This is a genomic window from Xenorhabdus sp. PB61.4 (genome assembly GCF_963894935.1).
GTDB classification, from domain to species: Bacteria; Pseudomonadota; Gammaproteobacteria; order Enterobacterales; family Enterobacteriaceae; genus Xenorhabdus; species Xenorhabdus stockiae.
In genome coordinates this window covers 1-24,561 of record NZ_CAWQJR010000196.1, presented here as the reverse complement: position 1 = coordinate 24,561, position 24,561 = coordinate 1, and the positions used below count along the sequence as shown (strand labels likewise).

Sequence of the window (24,561 nt, the reverse complement as noted above, 5' to 3'; positions counted from 1 at the left end):
ATTGATTTAAAATCAAATTCCTATTTGTCATTTATCTTTTGTGAAAAAATACAAAGATGATTATCAATTAAAATTAATCAAATGGTTATCTAAAATTCACTGTTTACAATATGTTATCTGAACAATATAGAAATTAGATGAATATAAAATCTATTTCAAAAAACATATTTTAGTCTCAAATTTGTGATTAACTTAATATTTTACAAAGAGTTAATTGATTATTTGGGGTTGTAGGACAGGCGAAAAAGTGGTATTGCGGGCTTTACGCTTTAGCTGCAAGGTGTTAAATTGATCACGTTTCCGACAAATAAGTTAGTAAAGAAATCTAAAAATAATTTTTGTAAATTGCACGTTAACAGGAATAAAGCGTTAACGGGCGCTGGGCCTTAGTGGAAACTGGCGATTGTAAGCACTGAAACTGAAGCAGGCAAAACACTTGTATCTTTATATTGAAACGCTGAAGCAGCGGCTGGATGCAATTAATCAGCTTAGGTTAGAGCGTGCGACTGACTCGATGAGTGCCACGTTTAAGCAGGTTTATAATTTAATTCCAGTATTATTACATTATCATCACCCAATGATGCCGGGTTATATCGAAAACGACGTTCCTCATGGCGTTTGTTTTTTTAAACCTGATGAAACCCAGCTATTTTGGATTAAAGATATGGAATACCAGCCAGCTGGTATTGTATCTCATTCCTCTAATGGTGAATTGCCAATTGCGGGTATTTACTCGATGGGCAGCACCTCTTCTATCGGGCAAAGCTGCTCTTCTGACTTAGATATTTGGGTTTGCCATCAATCATGGCTGGATAATAGCGAAAAAGATTCATTGGAACAAAAATGCAGCTTAATACAACAGTGGGCCGCTTCACTGGGTATTGAGGTTACATTTTTTCTGATAGATGAGAATCGTTTTCGTCATAATACCAGTGGCAGCCTGAATGGTGAAGATTGTGGCTCAACTCAGTATATCCTTCTACTGGATGAGTTTTATCGCACTGCGGTTCGGATGGCAGGTAAACGCCTGCTATGGGCGATGGTCCCTGTAGAAGAAGAAGCAAATTACGATGATTATGTCACCTCTTTATATGCTCAGGGGGTTTTAACACCTAATGAGTGGCTGGATCTTGGAGGGTTGGCGGAGTTATCGGCAGAAGAATATTTTGGTGCCAGCTTATGGCAACTTTATAAAAGTGTCGATTCTCCTTATAAAGCTGTATTGAAAAGCCTGTTGTTGGAAGCCTATTCCTGGGAATATCCCAATAGTAAATTGCTGGCGACAGAAATGAAGCAACATTTCCATGAAGGCTTAATTGTCTCTTATGGTCTTGATGCTTATTGCATGATGCTTGACCGTGTTACCCATTACCTGACGGCGACTAACGATATGACGCGTCTGGATTTAGCCCGGCGCTGCTTTTATCTGAAAGTTTGTGAAAAAACTGAGAGTAGTGACGGTGCTCAGGGATGCACTGGATGGCGGCGGCAGGTTATTGCTCAGTTAGTACAGGAATGGGGATGGGATACTGAGAAACTGGCGATACTGAATAACCGCAATTCATGGAAAATTGAGCAGGTACGTACAGCACATAATGAGTTGCTGGATACCATGATGCAGAGTTATCGCAACCTGATCCGTTTTGCCCGGCGTAACAATTTAAGTGTGAGTGCTAGCCCGCAGGACATCGGCGTATTGACTCGTAAGTTGTATGCTGCGTTTGAAGCACTGCCCGGCAAAATCACATTAGTTAACCCACAAATTTCACCGGATCTGTCAGAACAGGATCTGACCTTTATTTATGTTCCCCCGGGGCGGGCAAATCGCAGTGGCTGGTATCTTTACAACCGAGCTCCGACAATAGAATCTATCATTGGTCACCAGCCGTTGGAATATAATCGTTATTTAAATAAGCTGGTGTCATGGACCTATTTCAACGGGTTGCTGACGGAAAAAACCCGTCTTCATATTCGCAATGGTGATTCTCAGGCAGACAAAAAGAATTTGGCTGATTTAGTCAGCGATATTTCCACTCATTTCCCGATTCGTTTGCCTGCTCCGACACCAAAAGCACTATACAGTCCCTGTGAGATCCGCCATCTGGCAATTATTGTTAATTTAGAAACTGATCCAACGACCCGGTTTTCCGATCAGATTGTGCATTTTGATTTCAGAAAATTAGATATCCTGAGTTTTGGTGAATCACAGCAGTGTATGGTGAGCAGCATCGATCTGCTTTACCGTAATTCATGGAATGAAGTGAGAACGCTGCATTTTAATGGTGAACAATCCATGCTGGAAGCGCTGAAAACCATTCTGGGCAAAATGCATCGTGACGCCGAGCCTCCAGCTAGCGTTGAAGTTTTTTGTTACAGTCGGCACTTGCGTGGATTGATTTGTACCCGTGTCAGGCAATTGGTTTCAGAATGTATCGAATTACGCCTTTCCAGTAACCGTCAGGATCTTGATCGCTGCAAGGTATTACGTATTTCCGGTCAAACCTGGGGGCTGTTTTTTGAACGGTTGAATGTCTCAGTACAAAAACTGGAAAATGCGGTTGAGTTTTACAATGCAATTTCAAATACCAAGCTGCATGGTTTACCGATTAGAGTTGATAACAAAGACAAACAGCTACCTTCTATTATTGATGGGTTTGCCTGCGAGGGAATAATTCAGTTTTTCTTTGAGAATATTGAGGGCACTCAGGGTTTTAACATTTATATTCTTGATGAATCAAACAAGGTAGAGATTTACCCCCATTGTGAAGGAAGTAAAGAAGAGCTGGTACGTGATGTCAGCCGTTTTTATTCTTCATCCCATGATCGATTCACTTATGGTTCCAGTTTCATCAATTTTAACCTGCCACAGTTCTATCAGATCATAAAGAAGGGTGAACGCACTCATGTAGCTCCATTTATGGATGGGCAGTCACTGCTGGATCATGAGACAGAGAGTGTTACCGTGCTGGAGACGGGTGAAGCAATGAGGGCGAATAGTCAGTACCATTCTTGCCACTATTGAACTCAGTGAGCCATCGCTGGAATAGCCGTGCGTTTGTCACATATATTTGTCATAAAAGTGCCGTATTTTCGATACGGCACAAATGCTGATAATTGTAGCTTTATATAAAAGCGAGCTAGATAGCAACGAGCTAAAACAGGAAAGGCCCGCCACTTTGCTCGGTGATTGCTTGTCCCAACATAGAAAGAAAGTCGTTGCCACTACGGTCGCAAACCCATTGGTTATCGCGATAATCGAAGTGATAACCGCCATTTTTAGTTGCCAGCCAGATTTGATGAAAAGGTTCCTGTCGATTGATAATGATTTTGCTACCATTATCAAAACTGAGCGTCATGACACCGCCATTGGTTTCACAGTCAATATCTGCATCACCTTCATAATTATCCAGTTGTTCTTCAATGTGTGACATCAATTGATCGGCCAATTGATGAAATTCGCTATCGTTCATATTCATTTCCTATTTGCTTTTCAGGGCCTAACTGCGATTATAGAGAGTATTGGCGTATGAATCACAGGCATTAATTATGATGAACAAACAATTCCGTTGGTCACTTGCTATCATAACATTACTCTCTGTTACAGGTTGTGGCCTGAAAGGTCCTCTCTACTTCCCTCCGGCAGAGCCAGCGGCACCTCAGGTTTCAGTTAATAAAACACAGCCTGCGGGTCATGTTTCTCAGGACAGCACGTCTAATAAAAACGATACTTCTAAAAACAATATCTCAGCGAATGCCTAATAAGCGTGAGCTGGTGATGGGCTTTCATTGGAGTGGTATATGCAATTCTCCAAAATGCATGGTCTTGGCAATGATTTCATGGTTGTTGATGCAGTAACCCAGAATGTTTATTTTTCACCGGAATTAATCTGCCGGTTGTCAGATAGGCATACTGGCGTAGGATTTGATCAACTGTTGGTTGTTGAAGCACCCTATGATCCTGATTTAGATTTTCATTATCGTATTTTTAACGCGGATGGCAGTGAAGTATCTCAATGTGGCAATGGAGCGCGTTGTTTTGCCCGTTTTGTTCGTTTACGGGGATTGACGAATAAGCGTGATATTAAAGTCAGTACACAGGCAGGCCAAATGGTCCTGAGCATCAATCATGATGATCAGGTCTGTGTCAATATGGGGGAACCTGTCTTTGAACCCCAGTCTGTTCCCTTTCGCGCGAATAAAGCCGAGAAAACTTATATCATCCGGGTCATGGAGCGCACTGTGCTCTGTGGTGTCGTATCAATGGGGAATCCCCACTGTGTTATTCAGGTTGATAATGTGGACACGGCAGATGTTGAGGTACTCGGTCCTGTTCTGGAACGTCATGAACGTTTTCCTGAGAGAGTAAACGTTGGTTTTATGCAGGTCGTAAGCCGTAACCATATTCGTTTACGTGTATTTGAACGGGGTGCCGGAGAAACCCGGGCATGCGGCAGTGGTGCGTGTGCGGCTGTTGCGATTGGTATTCAGCAAGGTCTGCTGGATAAACAGGTTCGTGTTGATTTGCCCGGTGGTTCTTTGCAAATTCGTTGGGATGGACCGGGGCAGCCACTTTATAAGACCGGGCCTGCAACTCACGTTTATGACGGTACAATTCACTTGTAACTGTGAAATATAAGGCATTGGAAAATGGGTAAAGAAAACGAACCATTACATACTGAAAGCATGTTGGATGATCAGATGGTGGTGGATTATCTGCTGGATAACCCCAATTTTTTTATCCGTAATGCTAATGCAGTTGACAGGATACAGGTTCCTCATCCGGTACGTGAATGTGTTTCTCTGATGGAATGGCATATGAACCGTCAGAGAAAACGGATCGGTTATCTGGAAGACGATCTGGTACATCTGGTGGAGCAGGCAAAACAGAATGAGATCCTGTTTAACCGCCTGCTGCAATTGCTTGCTGAACTTTCTGCTGCCGAAAGTTTGCAGGGTTTTCTTTCCCGTTTGAGTGCCTGGGCTAAAACACTGGGTCTGAGTAACTGCTATATCCGGCTGTTTTCTGATAAGTGGTTGCTTGGCGCTCCTCTGAATGCGCCGGATTTGGCGATATCCCGTAATGCTTTTGAGTCTGTCCGTATTCAGCGATTCGGCGATAGTAATCATTATCTTGGGCGGTTACATGGCCCGGAAATTTTACTGCTGATGCCTCAGGCCCGTCATGTCGGTTCTGTCGCAGTATCTCTTTTAGGAATGCAGGGAGAGCTGGGCATGGTGATCTTCAATAGTCATGACAAGCAACATTATTACGAGGGCATGGGAACGGATCTGCTGGATCAGTTAGCGAAACTATTACCGGGGTTGCTATCCCGTTGGGTCGAGCGAGCATGAGCCAGCCCATTGATTCACTCCTTGAGCTAGTAGAGGCTTTTCTGCATTACCTGCGGGTTGAGCGCCGTTTAAGCCCGATGACAATAATCAACTATCGCCGACATTTGACGGTGCTGGCCGAAATGTCACTGGAAATGGGCATAACCGAGTGGCAGGCACTTGATGTCACCAAAGTCAGAATGTTCGCTACCCGTAGTCGTCGGGCTGGATTACACTCTGCCAGCCTTGCCCTGCGTCTTTCTTCCCTGCGTAGTTTCCTTGACTGGATGGTAACGCAGGAAAAAATGGAAGCTAACCCGGCGAAAGTTGTCAGCGCGCCACGTAAAAAACAGCATCTACCTAAGAACATGGATGTCGATGAGGTAAATCAGCTCCTCAATATTGATCTGAATGATCCGTTGTCCGTGCGTGACAGAACAATGATGGAAGTCATGTATGGTGCCGGCTTACGTTTGTCAGAGCTGGTTGGGCTGGATTGCCGGCATCTGGATTTGGAAAGCGGCGAAGTCTGGGTATATGGTAAAGGCAGTAAGGAGCGGAAAGTCCCTATCGGCAGAATTGCACTGGAATGGCTGCAACGCTGGCTGGTCATGCGGGAATTGTTTGAACCGGAAGATAATGCTGTTTTCATTTCGACCCAAAGTGGTAAACGGATGTCTACACGTAATGTGCAAAAGCGATTTGAACAATGGGGAATTCGTCAGGGAGTAAACAGCCATATTCATCCCCATAAACTGCGTCATTCGTTTGCGACACATATTCTGGAATCCAGTGGTGATCTCCGGGCAGTGCAGGAGCTATTGGGCCATGCAAATTTATCGACTACCCAAATATACACCCATCTGAATTTTCAACACTTAGCCAAAGTTTATGATGTGGCTCACCCCAGAGCAAAAAGAGGGAAATCATAATGCGTTTTTATCGGCCTCTCACGCCGTTTGCGGCGATGACATTCGATCTGGATGATACACTTTACGATAATCATCCCGTCATCGACAGAACCGAAAAAGAAGTATTGTGTTTTATCAGGCAGTACGATAGCAAATTCAGCCATTTTGGACGTGAAGATCTGTATGTATACCGTCAGGTGGTGCTTGAGATGGAGCCTGAAATATACCACGATGTGACATTATGGCGGCGACAATCCGCCGAGCTGATGTTCAGCTACCACGGCTTTAACCGTGAAGAAGCAGTACGTGGTGCGGATGAGATTATGTCCTGTTTCACTTATTGGCGTAATCAGATTACAGTACCGGAATCCACGCATAACACCTTATCGGTACTGGCAGAGAAAATACCGCTGGTGGCTATCACCAATGGTAATGCAGAACCCGCTGAATGTGGTCTGGCCCCTTATTTCAAATTTGTACTTAAAGCCGGCGTGGACGGGCGTTCCAAACCTTACCCGGATATGTACCATCTGGCGGCTGAACGGCTGGCATTGCCGGCAAATCAAATCCTGCATGTTGGTGATAATTTACAGACAGATGTTGAAGGCGCCATTCTCAGCGGTATGCAGGCTTGCTGGATCAATATTGAAAATAAAAATCTCATGCAGGAACCGGAAGGGCGACTGGTTCCACATGTTGAGATTTCTGACTTGGATTCTCTGATCGCACTGATATAATTTCAGACTGCAAATCTATATATACCCAATGGATTTCGAGTTGCATCGCGGCGGCAAAGGAGAGAGTCCCCAGGAACATAGATAACTATGTGACTGGGGTGAACGAGTGCAGCCAACAAAGAGGCAGCTTGAAAGACGAAGGGTATAGAAAAACAGTGACAGCGGTCATTGCTAACAACTGATGGTAATTATGGACGTCTCTTATCTGCTCGAAAGCCTGAATGATAAACAACGTGAAGCCGTTGCAGCACCCCGTACCAATATGCTGGTACTGGCTGGAGCCGGTAGTGGTAAAACTCGCGTATTGGTACATCGGATCGCCTGGTTACTATCAGTTGAACATGCCTCACCTTTTTCCATTATGGCGGTGACATTTACCAATAAAGCTGCAGCGGAAATGCGCCATCGTATTGAGCACTTGATCGGCACCAGTCAGGGCGGTATGTGGATTGGAACATTCCATAGTCTGGCCCATCGTTTACTGCGGGCCCATCATTTGGATGCCAATCTGCCGCAGGATTTTCAGATTCTTGACAGTGACGATCAGCTGCGTCTGATCAAGCGGATCATCAAGGCGATGAATCTGGATGACAAACAGTGGCCTGCACGTCAGGGCATGTGGTACATCAACGGTAAAAAAGATGAAGGTCTGCGCCCTCGCCATATTGAAAGCTACGGCAATCCGGTAGAAGTTACATGGCTGAAAATCTATCAGGCCTATCAGGAAGCCTGCGATCGGGCCGGACTGGTGGATTTCGCTGAGCTGTTGTTACGCGCTCATGAGCTGTGGCTGAATAAACCGCAAATATTGCAACATTATCGCGATCGTTTTACTAATATTCTGGTAGACGAATTTCAGGATACCAACAGTATTCAATACGCATGGATCCGCCTGTTAGCAGGGGATTCAGGCAGAGTGATGATTGTGGGTGATGATGATCAGTCTATTTATGGCTGGAGAGGAGCGCAGGTAGAAAACATCCAGCGTTTCCTGAAGGATTTCCCCGCAGCTGAAACTATTCGTCTGGAACAAAATTACCGTTCTACCAGTAACATACTTAAAGCCGCCAATGCCCTGATTGCACATAACAGTGATCGTCTGGGTAAAAATCTGTGGACAGAAGGCAGTGAAGGAGAACCTATCTCACTTTACTCGGCTTTTAATGAATTAGATGAGGCGCGTTATGTGGTCAGTCGCCTGAAGAACTGGCTGGATAATGGAGGCGCTTTGAAAGAGTGCGCGATCCTGTATCGCAGTAATGCCCAGTCCCGTGTATTGGAAGAAGCATTGTTACAGGCTTCGATGCCTTACCGGATTTATGGTGGCCAGCGCTTCTTCGAACGGCAGGAAATCAAAGATGCGTTGTCTTATCTGCGATTAGTGGCAAACCGTAATGACGACGCGGCTTTTGAGAGAGTCGTGAATACACCGACCCGGGGAATTGGCGACAGAACCCTTGATGTTGTACGCCAGATGGCGCGTGATCAGCAGAAAACACTCTGGGAAAGCAGCCAGTTGTTGATTCAGGAAAAAGTTCTGGCAGGTCGGGCGGCATCAGCTTTACAGCGTTTTATCGAATTAATTAACGCGCTGGAAACGGAAACACAGGAAATGTCGCTGCATGTGCAGACTGATCGGGTTATCCGCGATTCTGGCCTGTGGGCGATGTACCAACAAGAAAAAGGTGAGAAAGCACAGGCGCGTATCGAAAACCTTGAGGAGCTGGTTACTGCGACCCGTCAGTTCAGCTATCAGGATGAAGACGAAGATATGATGCCGTTGCAGGCTTTTCTGTCTCACGCGGCGCTTGAAGCAGGTGAAGGGCAGGCTGATGCCTATCAGGATTCTGTTCAGCTGATGACCCTGCATTCGGCAAAAGGGCTTGAATTCAGGCAGGTCTTTATTGTTGGTATGGAAGAGGGGATGTTTCCAAGCCAAATGTCCATTGATGAAGGAGGGCGTCTGGAAGAAGAGCGCCGTCTGGCTTATGTCGGTGTGACAAGGGCAATGGAAAAACTGACGCTGACTTATGCTGAAAGCCGCCGTTTATATGGTAAAGAGGTGTACCATCGCCCATCGCGTTTTGTCGGTGAGTTACCGTCAGAATGTGTCACTGAAGTTCGTCTGAGGGCAACAGTATCCCGACCGGTGAGCCATAAGCGGCTGGGAACACCGATCAGCGCCAATGATAGTGGCTACGCTTTAGGGCAACGAGTCCGCCATCCTAAATTTGGTGAAGGAACGATTGTTAATATTGAAGGCAGTGGGGAGCATTGCCGTTTGCAGATCGCGTTTCAGGGTGAAGGCATCAAGTGGCTGGTCGCCGCTTATGCCAGACTTGAAACCGGCCAATAATAATCCGGTCGAATGTTGACAGGCTTTTTCTTCCAGACCCTGTGGATTTCAACAAAGAGGCAGTTTGAAATACGGCGGGTATAAGCGTAACATTCGCGCCTTACGATGAACGTAGGGAGTATAAGGAGACTTATGGTACATGCTGAACGCATTTAAATTAGAGAATAATCGCCTGCTCCGTCTTGAACTTGAAGAAGGTGATACATTATCCGACTCCATGTGGGTAGATTTGGTTGGGCTGGGAGATGATGATCGACTCCGGGTTCAGAACGAATTAGGACAAATCCTGGCGACCCGCACTGAGCTGGATGATATCGAGGCTTCGGCGCGTTTTTTTGAAGATGAAGATGGCCTGCACGTCCACTCATTCTTCTATTTTGAAGACGCCGAAGACCATGCTGGCAACTCGACAGTCGCATTTACCATTCGTGACGGTCGTCTCTACACATTGCGAGAGCGTGAACTCCCTGCATTCCGATTATACCGAATGCGCGCCCGCAACCAGACTATGGTTGACGGGAATGCTTATGAACTACTGCTGGACTTATTCGAAACCAAGATCGAACAGCTGGCAGATGTCATTGAAAATATCTACAGTGTGCTGGAATCCCTGAGCCGGGTCATTATGAACGGTAAACAAGGGGATGAATTTGATTCAGCCCTGTCCAATCTTGCTGAGCAGGAAGACATTGGCTGGAAAGTGCGTCTTTGTCTGATGGATAGCCAGCGCGCTCTGAACTTCCTTGTGCGTCGTGCCCGTTTGCCTGCTAACCAGTTAGAACAGGCGCGTGAAATCCTGCGGGATATCGAATCCCTGTTGCCACATAACGAGTCCCTGTTCCAGAAAGTTAACTTCCTGATGCAGGCGGCGATGGGCTTTATTAACATTGAACAGAGCCGGATTATCAAGATATTCTCCGTTGTTTCTGTTGTGTTCCTGCCCCCGACGCTGGTGGCTTCCAGCTACGGTATGAACTTCGAATTTATGCCGGAGTTACACTGGACATTCGGTTATCCGGCAGCTATTGGTGTGATGATTGCTGCGGGACTGGCACCTTACCTCTACTTTAAGCGGAAAAACTGGCTGTAACCTTTCCGGCTTCCACTCTTTAAGTCGCTCTTTTGGCGGCTTCTACTGCCTCCAGTTACATAGTCAGCTATGTTTCTGGGGGAGTTTATCTTTATACTGTGACTCGAAGTTTATTGAAGAAGAGCAAGAAGAACTGACCCGATTTACCAAGACGGCTTTGGGTCAGTTCAGTAATAATGCCGATTTACTTCCGCAAACGGCGTTGCGTATAAAGCGCATCCAGCGTAAACACAATTAAAGCAGCCCAGATAAAACCAAATGTGATCAAACGATCTGAGCCAATCTTCTCACCGTAAACCAGTGTTGCCAGCAGGAACATCAATGTTGGTGCGATATACTGGAAAAAACCCAGCGTGGATAAGCGTAGGTGAGCAGCCGCAGCGGTGAAAAACAGCAATGGGACTGTCGTAATGATACCCGCAGCAACCAGCAATAGATTCAGGGATATCGTGTTATTCAACATATTACTGGTTGGGGTATGAGTGAAAAACAGCAGGTAAGTCAGTGCAACCGGGAATACCCAAATAGTTTCAATCAACATGCCGGTTTGTGCGTCTACACCCAGTTTTTTACGGATCAGGCCATACAGGGCAAATGTTGTTGCCAGATACAGGCCAATCACCGGCACAGAGCCAAATTGCCATAGCTGAATAAAGACACCGGTAAATGCCAGCCCTACCGCAATCCACTGCATACGACGGAAACGCTCACCGAGGAATATCATTGCAAACAGCACACTGACCAATGGATTGATAAAATAACCAAGACTTGCTTCCAGCATGTGATTATTGTTGACCGCCCAGATATAAACCAGCCAGTTACTGGCAATAGTAAAGGCGGTGATACCTAACACCAGCAGATTCTTTGGTTGCTTTATTACAGTTAAAACCTGACGCCAGTGACGAGTGATTGTCAGCATCAGTACCATAAAGAAAACCGACCAGATAACACGATGCGATACGATTTCATCGGGTGGCACGTACTGTATTTCTTTGAAATAGATGGGAGCCAACCCCCAAATCAAATAAGCACCTAAGGCATATAAAATACCTTTGGCTGTCTGTGGTTCGTTCATAATATCCTTGAATGTTCAGAGAGTGTTCAGAAAAAATGAGAAGAGCTTATTAGATGTTAGCCCATAGAGCCATACAATGTGTCACTGGGTTAACCAATTTACAAGGGGTTAATAGCATGAATGATAAATAAAAAATTACACCCTGTGTAATCAGTGTTTAGCTCTGATTTTATTTGATTATTTAGGATGATAATCCAATGCAGTGTAATGAATTGATTTTTTTAATCAATCTCTAGCATTGTGGATAGAATATAAGAACTAGCAGGGTGGTCATTAAAGTTTACATCTTTACACTATCAAATTACCTGAACCCTGTTATTGTTCTAATCGGCAAGCCAAATTTATCAGGGCAGTCTACCCCTCGCACTTTGACAGCAAAATCATTATTTCTTAATTGATTACATAATTGTGCAATATCTTTCGGGGTCCAGTAGATATTTTTTCCGTATCCTATTTTCTGAATTTTTGTTAATAAACTGTCTACATTTCCCGCTTTTAATATTCTGGCGACCATTACTGCACAATTTTTGTTAACAGGATTATAGCTGTGGCTGACTTGATGATAACCATACGTTTTTCCATTATAGATTTCATTTTTTTTAGCCTGCATTTTTTCAACATCTAAGCCAATGAGGTAATACTCCAAATGAGGCTGTATTACGAAATCATCCTGAGTATTCCCGAATACTCCGGCCATGGATACAGTTCCCCGGGGTAGATTAGTATCACCAGCGAAACTCACATAGTTATTACCTGTTGTTCGTGATGGAGGTTGTACAGATGCTGAAGGCCAATCTCTTTCGGTCACATTGTAAGGCGCTGGAGGGCTGGCATCTCGTGAAAAAACAGACTCTCTTGACGGGTGTCTTTCAACTCGAGACAAAATAGAAGAGACAGAACGCCTTCTTTCACTTTGTGGCGTTGGATTGTCAGGGCAATCCGATGCCCAGGGATATTTGGGTACTCCACCAACATAAATAGCGGTGTGTCCCAGTTTCCATCTTTGACAAGGATACCAGATATAGACAACAGCAGAGACGGGTTTCCCAGAGAGGATTTCTTGTTCTGCTTTTGTTCTTGGGTTCATGGTTTGCTCCTTGTTATCTTTATTAATTGATATTTCAGTGAATAATTTTCTGAGATTTTTAGGTATTACAGGAGTTAAAAAATATTAACGCGAATTCTGTGTAACAGCGATATAACATGCTTTTTTTGACAATATCCAAAATAGCGACCAGATATGTTTGCGTAAAGTAAATTATGGCGGGATATTATTAAATCATTTAACTTCGACGATATAATGGATTGATTAATAAACATTAATCTGTGCTATTTAATCAATTATTTTTTCTGCATGACGATTTATTGAAGATAATTACTCAATTTTCATCGGATAAAACGTGGCAGAGCAGGAAGAAGAATAAGTATAAAGAATTGCTAATGTAGAATAATTCAGTTTTCATAAAATTCAGGGGATTCTAAGCAAATTATACTGAAAAAAGGAATGTATTCCTTATCACATTCCTTTATTTAAGAATATTAAACATCATCCAACCAAATAAGTCCCTGTTGCACTTGCAATATGCACTTGTTTTTCATTGTGTAATTCTATTCTGGCAACAGATACTTTATTGCCGGCACGGATAATATTACTGCTGGCCGTAAATATTTCTCCACGTCCGGGACGCAGGTAGTCAACACGCAGGTCTATCGTACCTAAAGTGGGCAGACGCTTTCTTATTTCCTCGAGCGTGATTGTTTTCATCATGTTCAGCGCCCCGCCGGCACAGACTAAACCACCTGCAACATCAAGGATTGAAGCTATGGCTCCGCCGTGTAGGATCTTTTGAGCCATATTGCCCAATAGTTTATCCTGATTGCAAAATTGAAGCTCTGCGTAGTCCTGCTCAAAACGAATCAATTCAAGTCCTAAAAGTTGGTTGAATGGCATCTGATAAATAAAAACCTCACCTATAATTTTACGCGCTTCTTCTTGTGTTAAAGGTTGAGTTGGGTGCTGTATCGTTTCCATGTTGAACTTCCTGATAATTAGAAAAATAAATTTAATATCATTAGAGCGTTATCTTTGGTTAATAACTTGTTAATTTTATGCTTTTATTTATCATCTTGCCAGTCTGAGAAGTGCTTCGAAAAAACAATTTATTGAGGAAAAAGTTACTATAAAAAATACCCGTTTCGAGTTTAGAATATCTAAGTGATTTTTTTGCTCTTAATATTCTTATCTTCTTACTTCTTTATCTTCGAACTATCACGATTAGGAAAACCAGAAATGCAATTGCGGTGGAAAATACTGGTTATTACCTGTTTATTATCAACATTAGCTTATGGCTCAGATAAACAGGCTGACGCAGTTAGAGGCAGTGTAATTTCGGCAATGCTGCAAGAATATGATTCGCCTTTTATGCTCTATCCTTATGATACAAATTATATTCTTTACACTTACAGCTCCCGGGTAAATAAACAGGCAATTAGCAGTTATGATTGGGTTGATCATGCCCGTAAAGATGAAGTTCACTTTCAGGTCAGTTTTGGTTTTCCAATATGGCGAGGTATTGTTGGTGAAAATTCATTGCTGGGGGCTTCTTATACACAGCGTTCATGGTGGCAGCTCAGTAATAAAAGAGAATCTTCTCCATTTCGTGAGACTAATTATGAACCGCAGTTATTTCTGGCATGGCTGACTGATTATGAACTTGCCGGCTGGCACCTGCGGGAAATTGAAGCGGGTATTAATCACCAGTCTAATGGTCGTCCGGAATCCACTTCCCGTAGCTGGAACCGGGTTTATGCACGGCTGATGGCACAAAAAGGAAACTGGCAGGTAGATTTGAAACCGTGGTATCGCCTGACTGAAAGTAACAAGCGTGATGATAACCCGGATATGAACCGTTATATGGGGTATTATCGCCTGAGAATCGGCTATCACTATGGTGAAAATGTATTTACCATGCAGGGGCGTTATAACTGGAACAGTGGTTATAGTGGCGGAGAGCTGGGCTGGAGTTATCCTCTATCTAAGCATGTCCGTTTTTACGCACAACTCTTCAGCGGATATGGCGAATCAATGATTGACTACAATTTCAGACAGACCCGATTCGGTATCGGTGTTATGCTGAATGATATGCTGTAATTAATTAAATATCCGTTGTTTTTTAAGTTGCCTCTTTGTTGGCTGTGTTCACTCGTTCAGGACACCGTTGTTATAAACAGACGGCTATCTAAGTTCCCGGGGGCGCTTCTTTGTTGCCGCGATGCAACTTGAAATCCACTGGGTATAATCATTTCATAAAACCAGCTCTAAAGATTGAGGAAAGGCGTGTCTACCGCAGAAGTCATCAGCACGGCATCGCTGGCTGAACAAGTATTACGAAAAACATTCGGATATCAGCAATTTCGCGCCGGACAGCAACAGGTCATCGATGCTGTTCTTGATGATCGAGACTGTCTGGTTATCATGCCGACAGGTGGCGGTAAATCAGTTTGTTATCAAATCCCTGCTCTGATGAAAGAGGGACTGACATTGGTGGTTTCTCCACTGATCTCATTAATGAAAGATCAGGTGGATCAACTCAGAGCGAATGGTATAGAAGCCGAGTGCTTAAACTCCACTCAGGATCGTGAACAACAGAGTGATATTATCCTTCGGTGTCGTCAGGGAAGCATTAAATTGCTTTACATTGCACCTGAGCGGCTGGTGTCTGATAACTTTCTCGAACAGTTATCCAATTGGCGTCCTGCTTTGCTGGCTGTTGATGAAGCACACTGTATTTCTCAATGGGGGCATGATTTCCGGCCAGAATACCGGGCGCTTGGGCAATTACGCAGGCGTTTTCCTGATCTCCCCGTTATCGCGTTGACAGCCACCGCAGATAAGACAACCCGGCAGGATATTGTCCGCCTGTTGGAACTGCGTGACCCTATCATTCACCTCAGTAGTTTTGATCGTCCTAACATTCGCTACACATTGGTTGAGAAATATAAGCCCCTTGATCAGCTTTGGGCATTCATTCGAAGTCAGCAGGGAAAAAGCGGGATTATCTACTGTAACAGCCGGAACAAAGTAGAAGAAACGGCTGAACGGCTGCAAAAGCGCGGATTGAGCGTTGCACCTTACCATGCGGGGCTGGAAAACAATCAGCGAGCATGGGTACAGGATGCATTCCAGCGGGATGATTTACAGGTAGTGGTGGCAACGGTTGCGTTTGGTATGGGGATTAACAAACCGAACGTGCGATTCGTTGTGCATTTTGATATTCCCCGCAATATCGAATCCTATTATCAGGAAACGGGGCGTGCCGGGCGTGATGGCCTGCCTGCTGAAGCGGTGTTGTTTTATGATCCGGCGGATATGGCGTGGCTGCGCCGTTGTCTCGAAGAAAAGCCTGCCGGGGAACAACAGGATATTGAACGGCATAAACTCAATGCGATGGGCGCATTTGCGGAAGCACAAACCTGCCGCCGCTTGGTCTTGCTCAACTATTTTGGTGAAAGCAAGCAAACAACCTGTGGTAACTGCGACATCTGCCTCGATCCACCGAAACGTTATGATGGTCTGGTGGATGCACAAAAAGCTCTGTCCTGTATTTACCGCGTTGGGCAGCGTTTTGGAATTGGCTATATTGTGGAAATGCTACGTGGCGCTAATAACCAGCGTATCAGGGAGTCAGGGCATGACAGGTTACCTGTTTACGGCATCGGTAAAGATCATAGTCAGGAACATTGGATGAGTGTCCTGCGCCAGCTGATCCATCTGGGGCTTATCAACCAAAATATTGCCAATTATTCTGCACTACAACTGACGGAAGCCGCGCGGCCTATTTTGCGTGGTGAAATGCCTCTGCAACTTGCAGTTCCCCGAATTCAAAGCCTGAAAAGCAGAAATCAACAAAACAAATCATACAGTGGAAACTATGATCGTAAATTATTCGCTAAATTGCGCAAATTACGAAAATCCATTGCTGACGAAAATAATATTCCGCCGTTTGTCGTCTTCAATGATGTAACACTGATTGAGATGGCAGAACAGTGCCCAATAACACCTGATGAGCTTCTGCTGATTAACGGTGTCGGGCAGCGTAAACTCGAGCGTTTTGGTGATGCCTTTATGACAGTTATCCGTGAACATTTCGAAGGATTCGAATAAACGTAGCAGTAACAATTCTGTAATCTGCAACCGGAAAGACAGCGGGTATAGAGGATGATAATGGTACCTGAAAGACTAAAAGCAAGCTGGTTAAACCGTGAGCCTCAGTTTTCTGCTTTTACAAATGGATTATTGCTGGATTTTTGGAATATCAGAGATGAACGTGAATTCATGGGTGTTGATAATATCCCTATCCGTTATGTCTCTTTCAGTTCACCTCATCATGATAAAACATTGCTAATATCTCCGGGGCGTAGCGAAAGCTATGTGAAATACCCGGAGGTAGCCTATGATTTTTACCATTTGGGTTACAATATCCTTATTATTGATCATCGCGGTCAGGGGCGTTCTGGCAGAATGCTGACAGATCCTCAGAAAGGGCATGTTGAATCGTTTGATCACTATGTAGATGATCTGGCAAAACTCATTGAACTGGAAATTTCTTCACTTAAGTCGCATCTCTGTTATGCACTGGCTCATTCAATGGGAGGGGCAATCCTGAGCTCTTTGCTGTTACGTCATGCATCGGTATTCCGTGCTGCGGCTTTATGTGCTCCTATGTTTGGTATTAATTTGCCAATGCCTCGCTGGGCGGCAAACTTTTTGGTTAATCAGGCTGAACCCTATCCTGGAAGGCGTAACAGATATGCGGTCTTAACCGGGCAATGGCGTCCATTACCCTATTTTATCAACCTGTTAACTCATAGTTATGCTCGTTACCAGCGATACTTACGCTATTATGTAGATTATCCTGAATTGCGCCTGGGTGGCCCGACTTATCGCTGGATGCGTGAAAGTATGCGGGCTGGAGATAGCCTCGTTGAGAAGGCTGGCGAAATTCAGACACCACTCATCGTCTTAAAAGCAAGCGAAGATAAGATAGTTAGTAATCGGGAGTTGTTGGCTTTTTGTGCATCTCGCCAAAAAGCCGGAGCAGGAAAAGAAGAATATAATCCTCTGGTTATCCAAGGGGCACGGCATGAAATCCTGTTCGAAAAAGACGCATTGAGAGCACAGGCTCTTAATGCGATTTGTGATTTTTTTGACCAAAATTAATTTAGCTTAGGAATTTGAACCATGTACCATGTTGTTGCTTCAGATTTAGATGGCACACTGTTATCTCCCGATCACGTATTAACACCATATACAAAGAAAATATTAAATATGCTGACGGATAAAGGAATTCACTTTATCTTTGCAACAGGGCGTCACCACATTGATGTAGGACAGATCCGGGACGGGCTGGGCATTGATGCTTACATGATCACATCAAATGGGGCGAGGGTACATAACTCACAAGGAGATTTGGTCTTCAGCCATAACCTTGCACCGGAAATTGCCCGTGATTTATGTTTGCTGGAGTTTGATAATCCGGATGTTCTGACTAACTATTACAATAACGATGAGTGGTGGGTTAATCGCGCAAGCGAGGAACAAACCGAATTCTTTAAAGTATCGGATTTCCATTACCAGATTTTCCAGCGCGACAATTTTCCGGTTAATGGGGTATGCAAGGTTTACTATACCAGCGACGACCATGATTATTTGGTTCAGCTGGAAGAAAGGATTGAAGCGCGCTGGGGAGACAAAGTCAATGTCAGCTTTTCACTGAGAAACTGTCTGGAAGTCATGTCAGGCGGTGTATCCAAGGGTGAAGCACTGGCACAGGTCTGCCAGTCCATCGGTTATGAGTTAAGTGATTGCATAGCGTTTGGGGATGGCATGAATGATCGTGAAATGCTGAGCGTGGCTGGTAAAGGCTGCATTATGCAGGGAGCACATCAGCGCCTGAAAGATACTCTGCCGGACATGGAAATCATAGGCTCTAATGCTGATGATGCGGTGTCGTGTTATTTGCAGAAAATGTATCAGGTTTGAGGGTGTTGGTTTCACCCATCAAAATATAAAAACAGCATCCGATTGGATGCTGTTTTTATATTTAAAAGACAAAATTAGCAATACTATTTTTAAATATGATAATTTCATTATTTATTATCACAAATATTATCATTTGGTTGTATGGTTATACTATTACTGTGACTTTATTTTTAATTGTTTACATTTCATGTTGCTATGCGATTTTTATCTTAATGATGTATCGTAATGAAAATTCACTGTGTAGATATAGAGGTTTTTTTATCATCATGTTTCAAAATTTATTAATTACAATCAATGAATTTTCTATGATAGTTGTTGCTGAAGTTCAATAATTAAATTCCTGTATTTTTAAAGTCTACGCGAGTAGATATTCTGGTGTGTGAAAATAATCGATGAATAAAAATAATATTGTCAGACATATTATGTTGGAGTTAAAAATTCACTGTTCCAACATTCAGGGAATACATTGTTATGCCGTATGAAAATACGGAGCCAGTTATCACTGAGTTACGCCATGCTTCTGAAGCGTGTCTGGCTACACCGGAAGGGCGAAAAGGGTTTCGGCGAGCGATTTTTTCCTGTTGGTTCGGTACGACGATGGAATATGCCGATTTCGCACTTTACGGTTTAGCTGCCGGTATCATTTTTGCTGATATTTTCTTTCCGGAAGTGACTCCGACAATGGGGTTATTAGCCAGCTTTGCCACTTATTCTGTCGGGTTTATTGCCCGTCCTATTGGTGCGCTTGTATTCGGCTGGATAGGAGATCGGAAAGGCCGTAAATTCGTCATGGTTATGACTGTCATGCTGATGGGAGTTTCAACAACATTAATTGGCTTAATTCCCGGTTATGCACATATTGGTGTTTGGGCACCGATTTGTTTGGTGATTTTACGATTTATACAGGGATTAGGCGCAGGTGCGGCATTATCTGGCGGTACTGTCATTCTGGGGGAATTTTCTCCACCTAAGCAGCGAGGTTTAGTTTCATCCATTATCGCTCTTGGCTCTAACGGAGGGACGTTACTGGCATCACTAGTCTGGTTGCTGGTTTTGACGATGGATAAAAAGAGTTTATTGGATTGGGGATGGCGTATTCCATTCCTGTGTAGCTTTTTGATTGCACTAGCCGCATTATTCATACGCCGCTATATGAGTGAAACGCCGGTTTTCGAACGCTATAAAGCAATGCTGGCAGAAGAGCGAGGCCGGGTATTAACTGAAAAAGATCAAGATAAAATATCTGAGCGTGAGTGCTGTTTTTGGCAGAGAACTCGGGCATTTTGGCTAATGGTGGGGTTGCGCATTGGCGAAAATGGGCCGTCATATCTGGCTCAGGGGTTTATCATTGGTTATGTCGCAAATGTACTGGCGATGGATAAATTTATTCCCACAATTTCTGTAGTGATAGCGTCAGTTCTGGGGTTTATCATTATTCCTCTGGCAGGTTATTTTTCTGATCGCTTTGGGCGTCGTATTACTTATCGCTGGTTTTGTCTATTACTGATTTTTTATGCATTTCCTGCTTTTTACCTGATGGAAAGTCGTGAACCTATCGTCGTTATTCTGACTATTGTTGTAGGAATGGGACTGGCTTCACTCGGTATTTTTGGTGTACAGGCTGCGTGGGGAGTTGAACTATTTGGTGTCACCAATCGTTACTCCAAAATGGCATTTGCGAAAGAATTAGGCGCGATATTATCTGGTGGTACAGCACCACTGATTGCAGCCGCTTTATTCTCTTTTAGTGGCCATTGGTGGCCTATTGCATGTTATTTTTCAGTGATGGCAGGGATCGGGTTTATTACGACATTTTTTGCACCTGAAACACGTGGCAGAGATTTGAATTTACTTGAAGATGCAATTTAATCACCTGCAATCCAATATGATGGAACTAGCATAGTTATATGAATGCCCGCTTGAAAAAAGTCACACGCAGCGATGTTGCGAAAGAAGCCGGAACATCGGTAGCTGTTGTCAGCTATGTTATTAACAATGGCCCACGCCCCGTAGCAGAAGCAACTCGTCAGCGTGTATTGGCTGCGATAAAAAAAACAGGTTATCGCCCGAATAATATTGCCAAGGCGTTAGTTTCTGGCTCAACTCATGCTTATGGTCTGATTTTGCCTGATATATCCAATCCATTCCTTTCTTCGGTAGCTCATGCCTTGCAGTTGGAGGCTTTTAAACATGGGCAGGTACTGCTGCCGGGAGATTCAGGGGATAATCGAATCCGGGAGAAGGAGCTGATTAATAATCTACTGAATCGTCAGATTGATGGTTTACTGTACACCAGCGTGGATCGTCATCCTTATATTGATTTGATTCAGGCCAGTGGAACTCCCTGCGTGATGCTCGATTGGGTTTATGCTGATTCAAATGTCAGTGCAATCCGGGTCAATGAACGGATTGCCGCATTTAAAGTGACTCAACATCTGACAGAGCATGGCTATCGGGATATTGCCATGATTTGTGGGCCTCTTAGTATGCTAAACACACAAGATCGCCTTTCCGGCTGGCGAGATGCGTTAGAACAGGCCAATCTGGCGATAAAGAAAGAATGGATTTTCTCTACAGATTATACCCGGCAGGGAGGCTATGAAGCGACGTTACGAATGTTGAAAGGGAAGTTGCCTCAGGCTTTGTTTGCTTCCAATGAGTTGCAGGCGTTCGGTTGTTTACGTGCACTGGCTGAACATAAAATCAAAGTGCCTGCCGATATTGCGTTAGTTTGTTTCAATGCGACACAGCAATCTTTATATAATGTGCCTTCTTTGACTGCTGTTCGCCAGCCGGTTGATCAAATGGCACAAACAGCGATTAAGATATTGAGAACATGGAATGGCCGGGCACAGGAGTGTGAATTCGAGTTTGAATTACAGATTGGTGAATCCTGTGGCTGCCAGCCTGAGCGATAAACTCATTTATTATCGTACTTCACTGGGTTCTGCCTGATCTAAATATCGCCTGATCAACAACACGACTGGCGCAATAAGGCTGATAGCAAAGACATAATTCCATACTAATTTGTAATCACTAACAAAAATTAGTGGAACAAGCCCTGTCGCAATGATCCTGCCGCACAGTGCGAAAAATTGCCCATATGAAAATGCCCGGCCAATTACCTCAGAATTAACTTCTTGTAGAATAAGGTTGTTGCTTGATATCCGTGATGCTGAATTACTGAATCCGAGGAAAAAACCACAGATCAGAATCACTTCAAGAGTTGGAAACAGAGCGATTATACCGAGTGCTATCGTAAAAGTGAGAGTGAACATTAGCACCAGATTGCGTTGAGGATAACGATTGGATATTTTTCCCATAATAAAACCAACCAGAATGGCACCACAGCCATAGATAATCCCGTAAGTAGCATAAGAGCTGATAGGTTGCTGAAGCACACTATCCATAAATGGGGGTTGTATGATATTGATGGTCATGATGCAAATGAAGGGAATTGCGCCCATCGACATATAGCAAAATAAGTCAGTTTTTAAAAATGACAAAGGAAGCGTAGATTGCTGAGATTCAGGTGCTCTTCCATGTTTGATATTTCTGGCGTTATAAGGGATTACTGCCAGTATAATAAGGGAAATAAACGCCATGCATGCCAGTAGCATAAAAATATCAATATTGGCTGAACCAGAAAAGGCAACGACTAATAATGCTGCAATGAGTGTCGAAGACTGAGATTCTATTTCGAGAATGGCATTAATACGATACAGCTCACTAGCCTGAAAAACATCTTTAATAAATCCCTGCCGGGTTGTATAGAAAACAGCGAAATAAATCTGAATGCAGATATAGGCACAGATTAGGGCATATAATTGGTTCGAAAATGTACTACCTGAGAGAGAAAGAAACAGAAAAAGTATCAGAACCGCAATGGTGATAAACATCAGGATTGATTTTCGGTTGAAAGAATCGATTATTCTGCCAATAAAAGGAGTGAGACAAAGTACTAAAACAGCAGAAAACATGGCAGTTGTTGCCAGAGAAGAAGGATCCCCGGCATTATTGCTGATATACCACGGAATAAGATACATTCCTATTGCAACGGCAATTGAAGAGAAAAGATTTGCTATCAGGAAAAAAGTTATTAGTAACCATGGCCTGCCGGATAAGGTTTTCATATTAACTCGAACGATAAGAATATGTTTGTTATTTAAGCTGAGATAATAGGGTTTTGTTAAATTTATGTAAATGGCGTCACTGGTGTAACCGCATTTTTTGCATTTGTGCGATGATTAATAACTGATTAGAGTATTTTTCAGAGGCACCATTCCTTTTTTTGATGATTTAATTAATTATAAGCATGCTATGAAAATATTATTTTATGGTCGGTTAATGCTGCATTAATTTGCTTTTTTTTTCTGATTAATTGATAGCTAACTTTGATATGAAGTAGAAGAATATATATTGAAATTACATTGTATTTCATATTGGGCAGATTTTATTGATTAAATATCTTAGAATCACATGGTTTGTTTAATATTATTCCTTTAAGGGCTATGTGTGGACTTTAAAATATAATTGAGTATAAAATCTAGCATCCTTTATAGTTTGTCTCCTTTTGTTTTATTAAATTTTCTTTTAAAGAAGTAATATTATGAATTGGTATGTTCAGGTTTTAAAAAATTACGCTGATTTCTCCGGGCGTGCACGTCGTAAAGAATATTGGATGTTTTACTTTTTTAACATGCTGGCATTTTTGGCCGTTTGCATATTAGGTGCAATTCTCGGTGAGACCATCGGACTTATATTAGTTGTTCTCTATGCGTTAATCACTTTTATTCCGTCACTGGCAGTAACGGTACGTCGCCTGCATGATACTGATCGCTCTGGCTGGTGGTTCTTACTGGTTTTTGTCCCGATAGGCGGTATTGTGGTATTTATCTTTACGCTTCTGGAAGGTACAGAAGGCAGTAATGACTACGGTGCTGACCCGAAGGGACTGCGTTAATATAGTAATATCTCTTTGATCTTTTTCTTTAGTTTGCCAAAACTATCAAAACGCTGCTTATGATTTTATAACAGCGTTTTCTTATCAATAAAAAATCATCTTATTCTGTCATCGTTGCCTGATTTTTAATTTTCCCTTCTTCCTCGCAGAAGCAAGTAAACTAATATTCCACTCAATACTATTACCGCCATAATAATAGGTGTTTGTTGGGCGATGCTGGACTCCAGCACAGCCCCGAAAGAGATATATCCGACAGGAACGCTAAGGTATCGGGTAGAGGTAAATAGAGTCATTATCCTGCTAAACAGATTTTCAGGTACTCTGCGTTGAATCAACGTAATTTCTACTGGCGCAGCAAAACCAATGCCACAGCCGATGGTAAGAAGCTGAATAAACAGAATATATTGCCCACTGAATAGAGGCAAAGACAGGAAGCATAACCCAAGCAGGCTATAACCAGAGAGAAGGATCCGATGGCTGGAAAAGTATTTTCCATAGATACCGTACAGCAAAGAGGAAAGAGCGGTGCCTATGCCAAAGCATGTCATTGAAATCCCGAGGCTGATAACGGAATTAAATTCGGTTTTATTGACGTAAGGCAGATAAACGGTCAGGAATGGGGTGATAACAAAATTGATTATTGAACTTAGGATGAGAACAGAAAACAGTTCCTTCTCTGATTTAATATAGCTCAAGGCTTCAAAAAAATAGCGATGTGGCAGAGAAGGGGTTTCCGTTATCTGGTTTATATCAGCGACAAAATGTTTTTTCAGAATAATGATACCGAGGGCAACAACTAAAAAACTCACGGCATCAAAGTATAATGCGTTGATTGTACCAAGCATGGCGATAATGAGTGAGCCAAAAGCCGGGCCAACAAGATCACAAATATTTTCAATGGTACTGTTTATGCCATTGATTAATTCATTCTCTCTTTTATGCTGTTTTATTTTTCCATATAAAAGGTTAAAACCACCGACTTTAGTCGGTCAGCTTTAGCTGCGATACTGTGTTGCACGAGAGGTGCAATATGGATTACAGATATGGCAGCCACAC

Annotated in this window: 21 protein-coding genes; 15 read left to right on the top strand and 6 right to left on the bottom strand. The window is 43.3% G+C overall.

The window, feature by feature from the left end; all coding sequences use genetic code 11:
• Positions 1 to 436 precede the first annotated feature (436 nt).
• Complete coding sequence (locus AACX68_RS17045) at positions 437 to 3,022, top strand: class I adenylate cyclase (RefSeq protein ID WP_339389368.1); 2,586 nt, start codon at positions 437 to 439, stop codon at positions 3,020 to 3,022.
• A gap of 130 nt (positions 3,023 to 3,152) precedes the next feature.
• On the opposite strand, the gene cyaY is transcribed toward AACX68_RS17045, so the two are convergent.
• Entirely contained in the window at positions 3,153 to 3,470 is a 318-nt protein-coding gene (cyaY, locus tag AACX68_RS17040) for an iron donor protein CyaY (protein ID WP_228859887.1), read from the bottom strand.
• A gap of 76 nt (positions 3,471 to 3,546) precedes the next feature.
• On the opposite strand from cyaY, the gene lptM reads away from it, so the two are divergent.
• The 7 genes from lptM to corA all read left to right on the top strand — a co-directional run bounded on the left by lptM (position 3,547) and on the right by corA (position 10,425).
• Positions 3,547 to 3,759 (top strand): LPS translocon maturation chaperone LptM, encoded by a 213-nt coding sequence (gene lptM / locus AACX68_RS17035; RefSeq protein WP_228859886.1) that lies wholly within the window; start codon positions 3,547 to 3,549, stop codon positions 3,757 to 3,759.
• Positions 3,760 to 3,798: 39 nt separating this feature from the next.
• Positions 3,799 to 4,623: a diaminopimelate epimerase gene (gene dapF / locus AACX68_RS17030; protein ID WP_099119953.1), complete on the top strand. Its 825-nt coding sequence runs from the start codon at positions 3,799 to 3,801 to the stop codon at positions 4,621 to 4,623.
• Positions 4,624 to 4,647: 24 nt separating this feature from the next.
• Entirely contained in the window at positions 4,648 to 5,352 is a 705-nt protein-coding gene (locus AACX68_RS17025; protein WP_228859885.1) for a DUF484 domain-containing protein, read from the top strand.
• The gene (gene xerC / locus AACX68_RS17020; RefSeq protein ID WP_228859884.1) at positions 5,349 to 6,263 is read left to right on the top strand and encodes a tyrosine recombinase XerC; all 915 of its coding nucleotides are present in this window, start codon (positions 5,349 to 5,351) and stop codon (positions 6,261 to 6,263) included. The genes AACX68_RS17025 and xerC overlap by 4 nt, the downstream gene beginning before the upstream one ends.
• Positions 6,263 to 6,979, top strand: coding sequence for a 5-amino-6-(5-phospho-D-ribitylamino)uracil phosphatase YigB (yigB, locus tag AACX68_RS17015; RefSeq protein WP_228859883.1), 717 nt, complete (start codon positions 6,263 to 6,265; stop codon positions 6,977 to 6,979). The genes xerC and yigB overlap by 1 nt, the downstream gene beginning before the upstream one ends.
• Before the next feature lie 190 nt (positions 6,980 to 7,169).
• The gene (uvrD, locus tag AACX68_RS17010; protein WP_445286296.1) at positions 7,170 to 9,335 is read left to right on the top strand and encodes a DNA helicase II; all 2,166 of its coding nucleotides are present in this window, start codon (positions 7,170 to 7,172) and stop codon (positions 9,333 to 9,335) included.
• A gap of 139 nt (positions 9,336 to 9,474) precedes the next feature.
• Positions 9,475 to 10,425, top strand: a complete 951-nt coding sequence (gene corA, locus AACX68_RS17005; protein ID WP_099109327.1) for a magnesium/cobalt transporter CorA — start codon at positions 9,475 to 9,477, stop codon at positions 10,423 to 10,425.
• A 184-nt stretch (positions 10,426 to 10,609) separates the two neighbouring features.
• Here the strand turns inward: corA and rarD are convergent, their stop codons facing one another.
• The 3 genes from rarD to AACX68_RS16990 all read right to left on the bottom strand — a co-directional run bounded on the left by rarD (position 10,610) and on the right by AACX68_RS16990 (position 13,532).
• Positions 10,610 to 11,500, bottom strand: a complete 891-nt coding sequence (gene rarD, locus AACX68_RS17000) for an EamA family transporter RarD (RefSeq protein ID WP_228859881.1) — start codon at positions 11,498 to 11,500, stop codon at positions 10,610 to 10,612.
• A gap of 301 nt (positions 11,501 to 11,801) precedes the next feature.
• Positions 11,802 to 12,587, bottom strand: a complete 786-nt coding sequence (locus AACX68_RS16995) for a hypothetical protein (protein ID WP_228859880.1) — start codon at positions 12,585 to 12,587, stop codon at positions 11,802 to 11,804.
• A gap of 459 nt (positions 12,588 to 13,046) precedes the next feature.
• The gene (locus AACX68_RS16990; protein WP_228859879.1) at positions 13,047 to 13,532 is read right to left on the bottom strand and encodes a thioesterase family protein; all 486 of its coding nucleotides are present in this window, start codon (positions 13,530 to 13,532) and stop codon (positions 13,047 to 13,049) included.
• 258 nt (positions 13,533 to 13,790) lie between these two features.
• Between AACX68_RS16990 and pldA the strand changes: the two genes are divergently transcribed.
• The 6 genes from pldA to AACX68_RS16960 all read left to right on the top strand — a co-directional run bounded on the left by pldA (position 13,791) and on the right by AACX68_RS16960 (position 21,460).
• Positions 13,791 to 14,651: a phospholipase A gene (pldA, locus tag AACX68_RS16985; protein ID WP_228859878.1), complete on the top strand. Its 861-nt coding sequence runs from the start codon at positions 13,791 to 13,793 to the stop codon at positions 14,649 to 14,651.
• A gap of 186 nt (positions 14,652 to 14,837) precedes the next feature.
• Positions 14,838 to 16,664, top strand: coding sequence for an ATP-dependent DNA helicase RecQ (gene recQ / locus AACX68_RS16980; protein ID WP_228859877.1), 1,827 nt, complete (start codon positions 14,838 to 14,840; stop codon positions 16,662 to 16,664).
• A gap of 60 nt (positions 16,665 to 16,724) precedes the next feature.
• A complete protein-coding gene (gene pldB / locus AACX68_RS16975) occupies positions 16,725 to 17,720 on the top strand; it encodes a lysophospholipase L2 (RefSeq protein ID WP_228859876.1) in 996 nt (331 codons plus the stop codon).
• Positions 17,721 to 17,741: 21 nt separating this feature from the next.
• Positions 17,742 to 18,542 (top strand): sugar/pyridoxal phosphate phosphatase YigL, encoded by an 801-nt coding sequence (yigL, locus tag AACX68_RS16970; RefSeq protein ID WP_228859875.1) that lies wholly within the window; start codon positions 17,742 to 17,744, stop codon positions 18,540 to 18,542.
• A 471-nt stretch (positions 18,543 to 19,013) separates the two neighbouring features.
• Entirely contained in the window at positions 19,014 to 20,411 is a 1,398-nt protein-coding gene (locus AACX68_RS16965) for an MFS transporter (protein WP_228859874.1), read from the top strand.
• A 38-nt stretch (positions 20,412 to 20,449) separates the two neighbouring features.
• Positions 20,450 to 21,460, top strand: a complete 1,011-nt coding sequence (locus tag AACX68_RS16960) for a LacI family DNA-binding transcriptional regulator (RefSeq protein WP_228859873.1) — start codon at positions 20,450 to 20,452, stop codon at positions 21,458 to 21,460.
• 9 nt (positions 21,461 to 21,469) lie between these two features.
• Here AACX68_RS16960 and AACX68_RS16955 read toward each other — a convergent pair whose 3' ends face one another.
• Positions 21,470 to 22,675 carry an MFS transporter gene (locus AACX68_RS16955; protein ID WP_228859872.1) on the bottom strand — a complete coding sequence of 402 codons (1,206 nt, stop codon included), beginning with the start codon at positions 22,673 to 22,675 and terminating at the stop codon, positions 21,470 to 21,472.
• A 476-nt stretch (positions 22,676 to 23,151) separates the two neighbouring features.
• Here AACX68_RS16955 and AACX68_RS16950 point away from each other — a divergent pair, with 476 nt between their 5' ends.
• Positions 23,152 to 23,505 (top strand): DUF805 domain-containing protein, encoded by a 354-nt coding sequence (locus AACX68_RS16950; protein ID WP_228859871.1) that lies wholly within the window; start codon positions 23,152 to 23,154, stop codon positions 23,503 to 23,505.
• A gap of 125 nt (positions 23,506 to 23,630) precedes the next feature.
• Here the strand turns inward: AACX68_RS16950 and AACX68_RS16945 are convergent, their stop codons facing one another.
• Positions 23,631 to 24,425: an MFS transporter gene (locus tag AACX68_RS16945; RefSeq protein ID WP_339389369.1), complete on the bottom strand. Its 795-nt coding sequence runs from the start codon at positions 24,423 to 24,425 to the stop codon at positions 23,631 to 23,633.
• Positions 24,426 to 24,561: the final 136 nt, after the last annotated feature.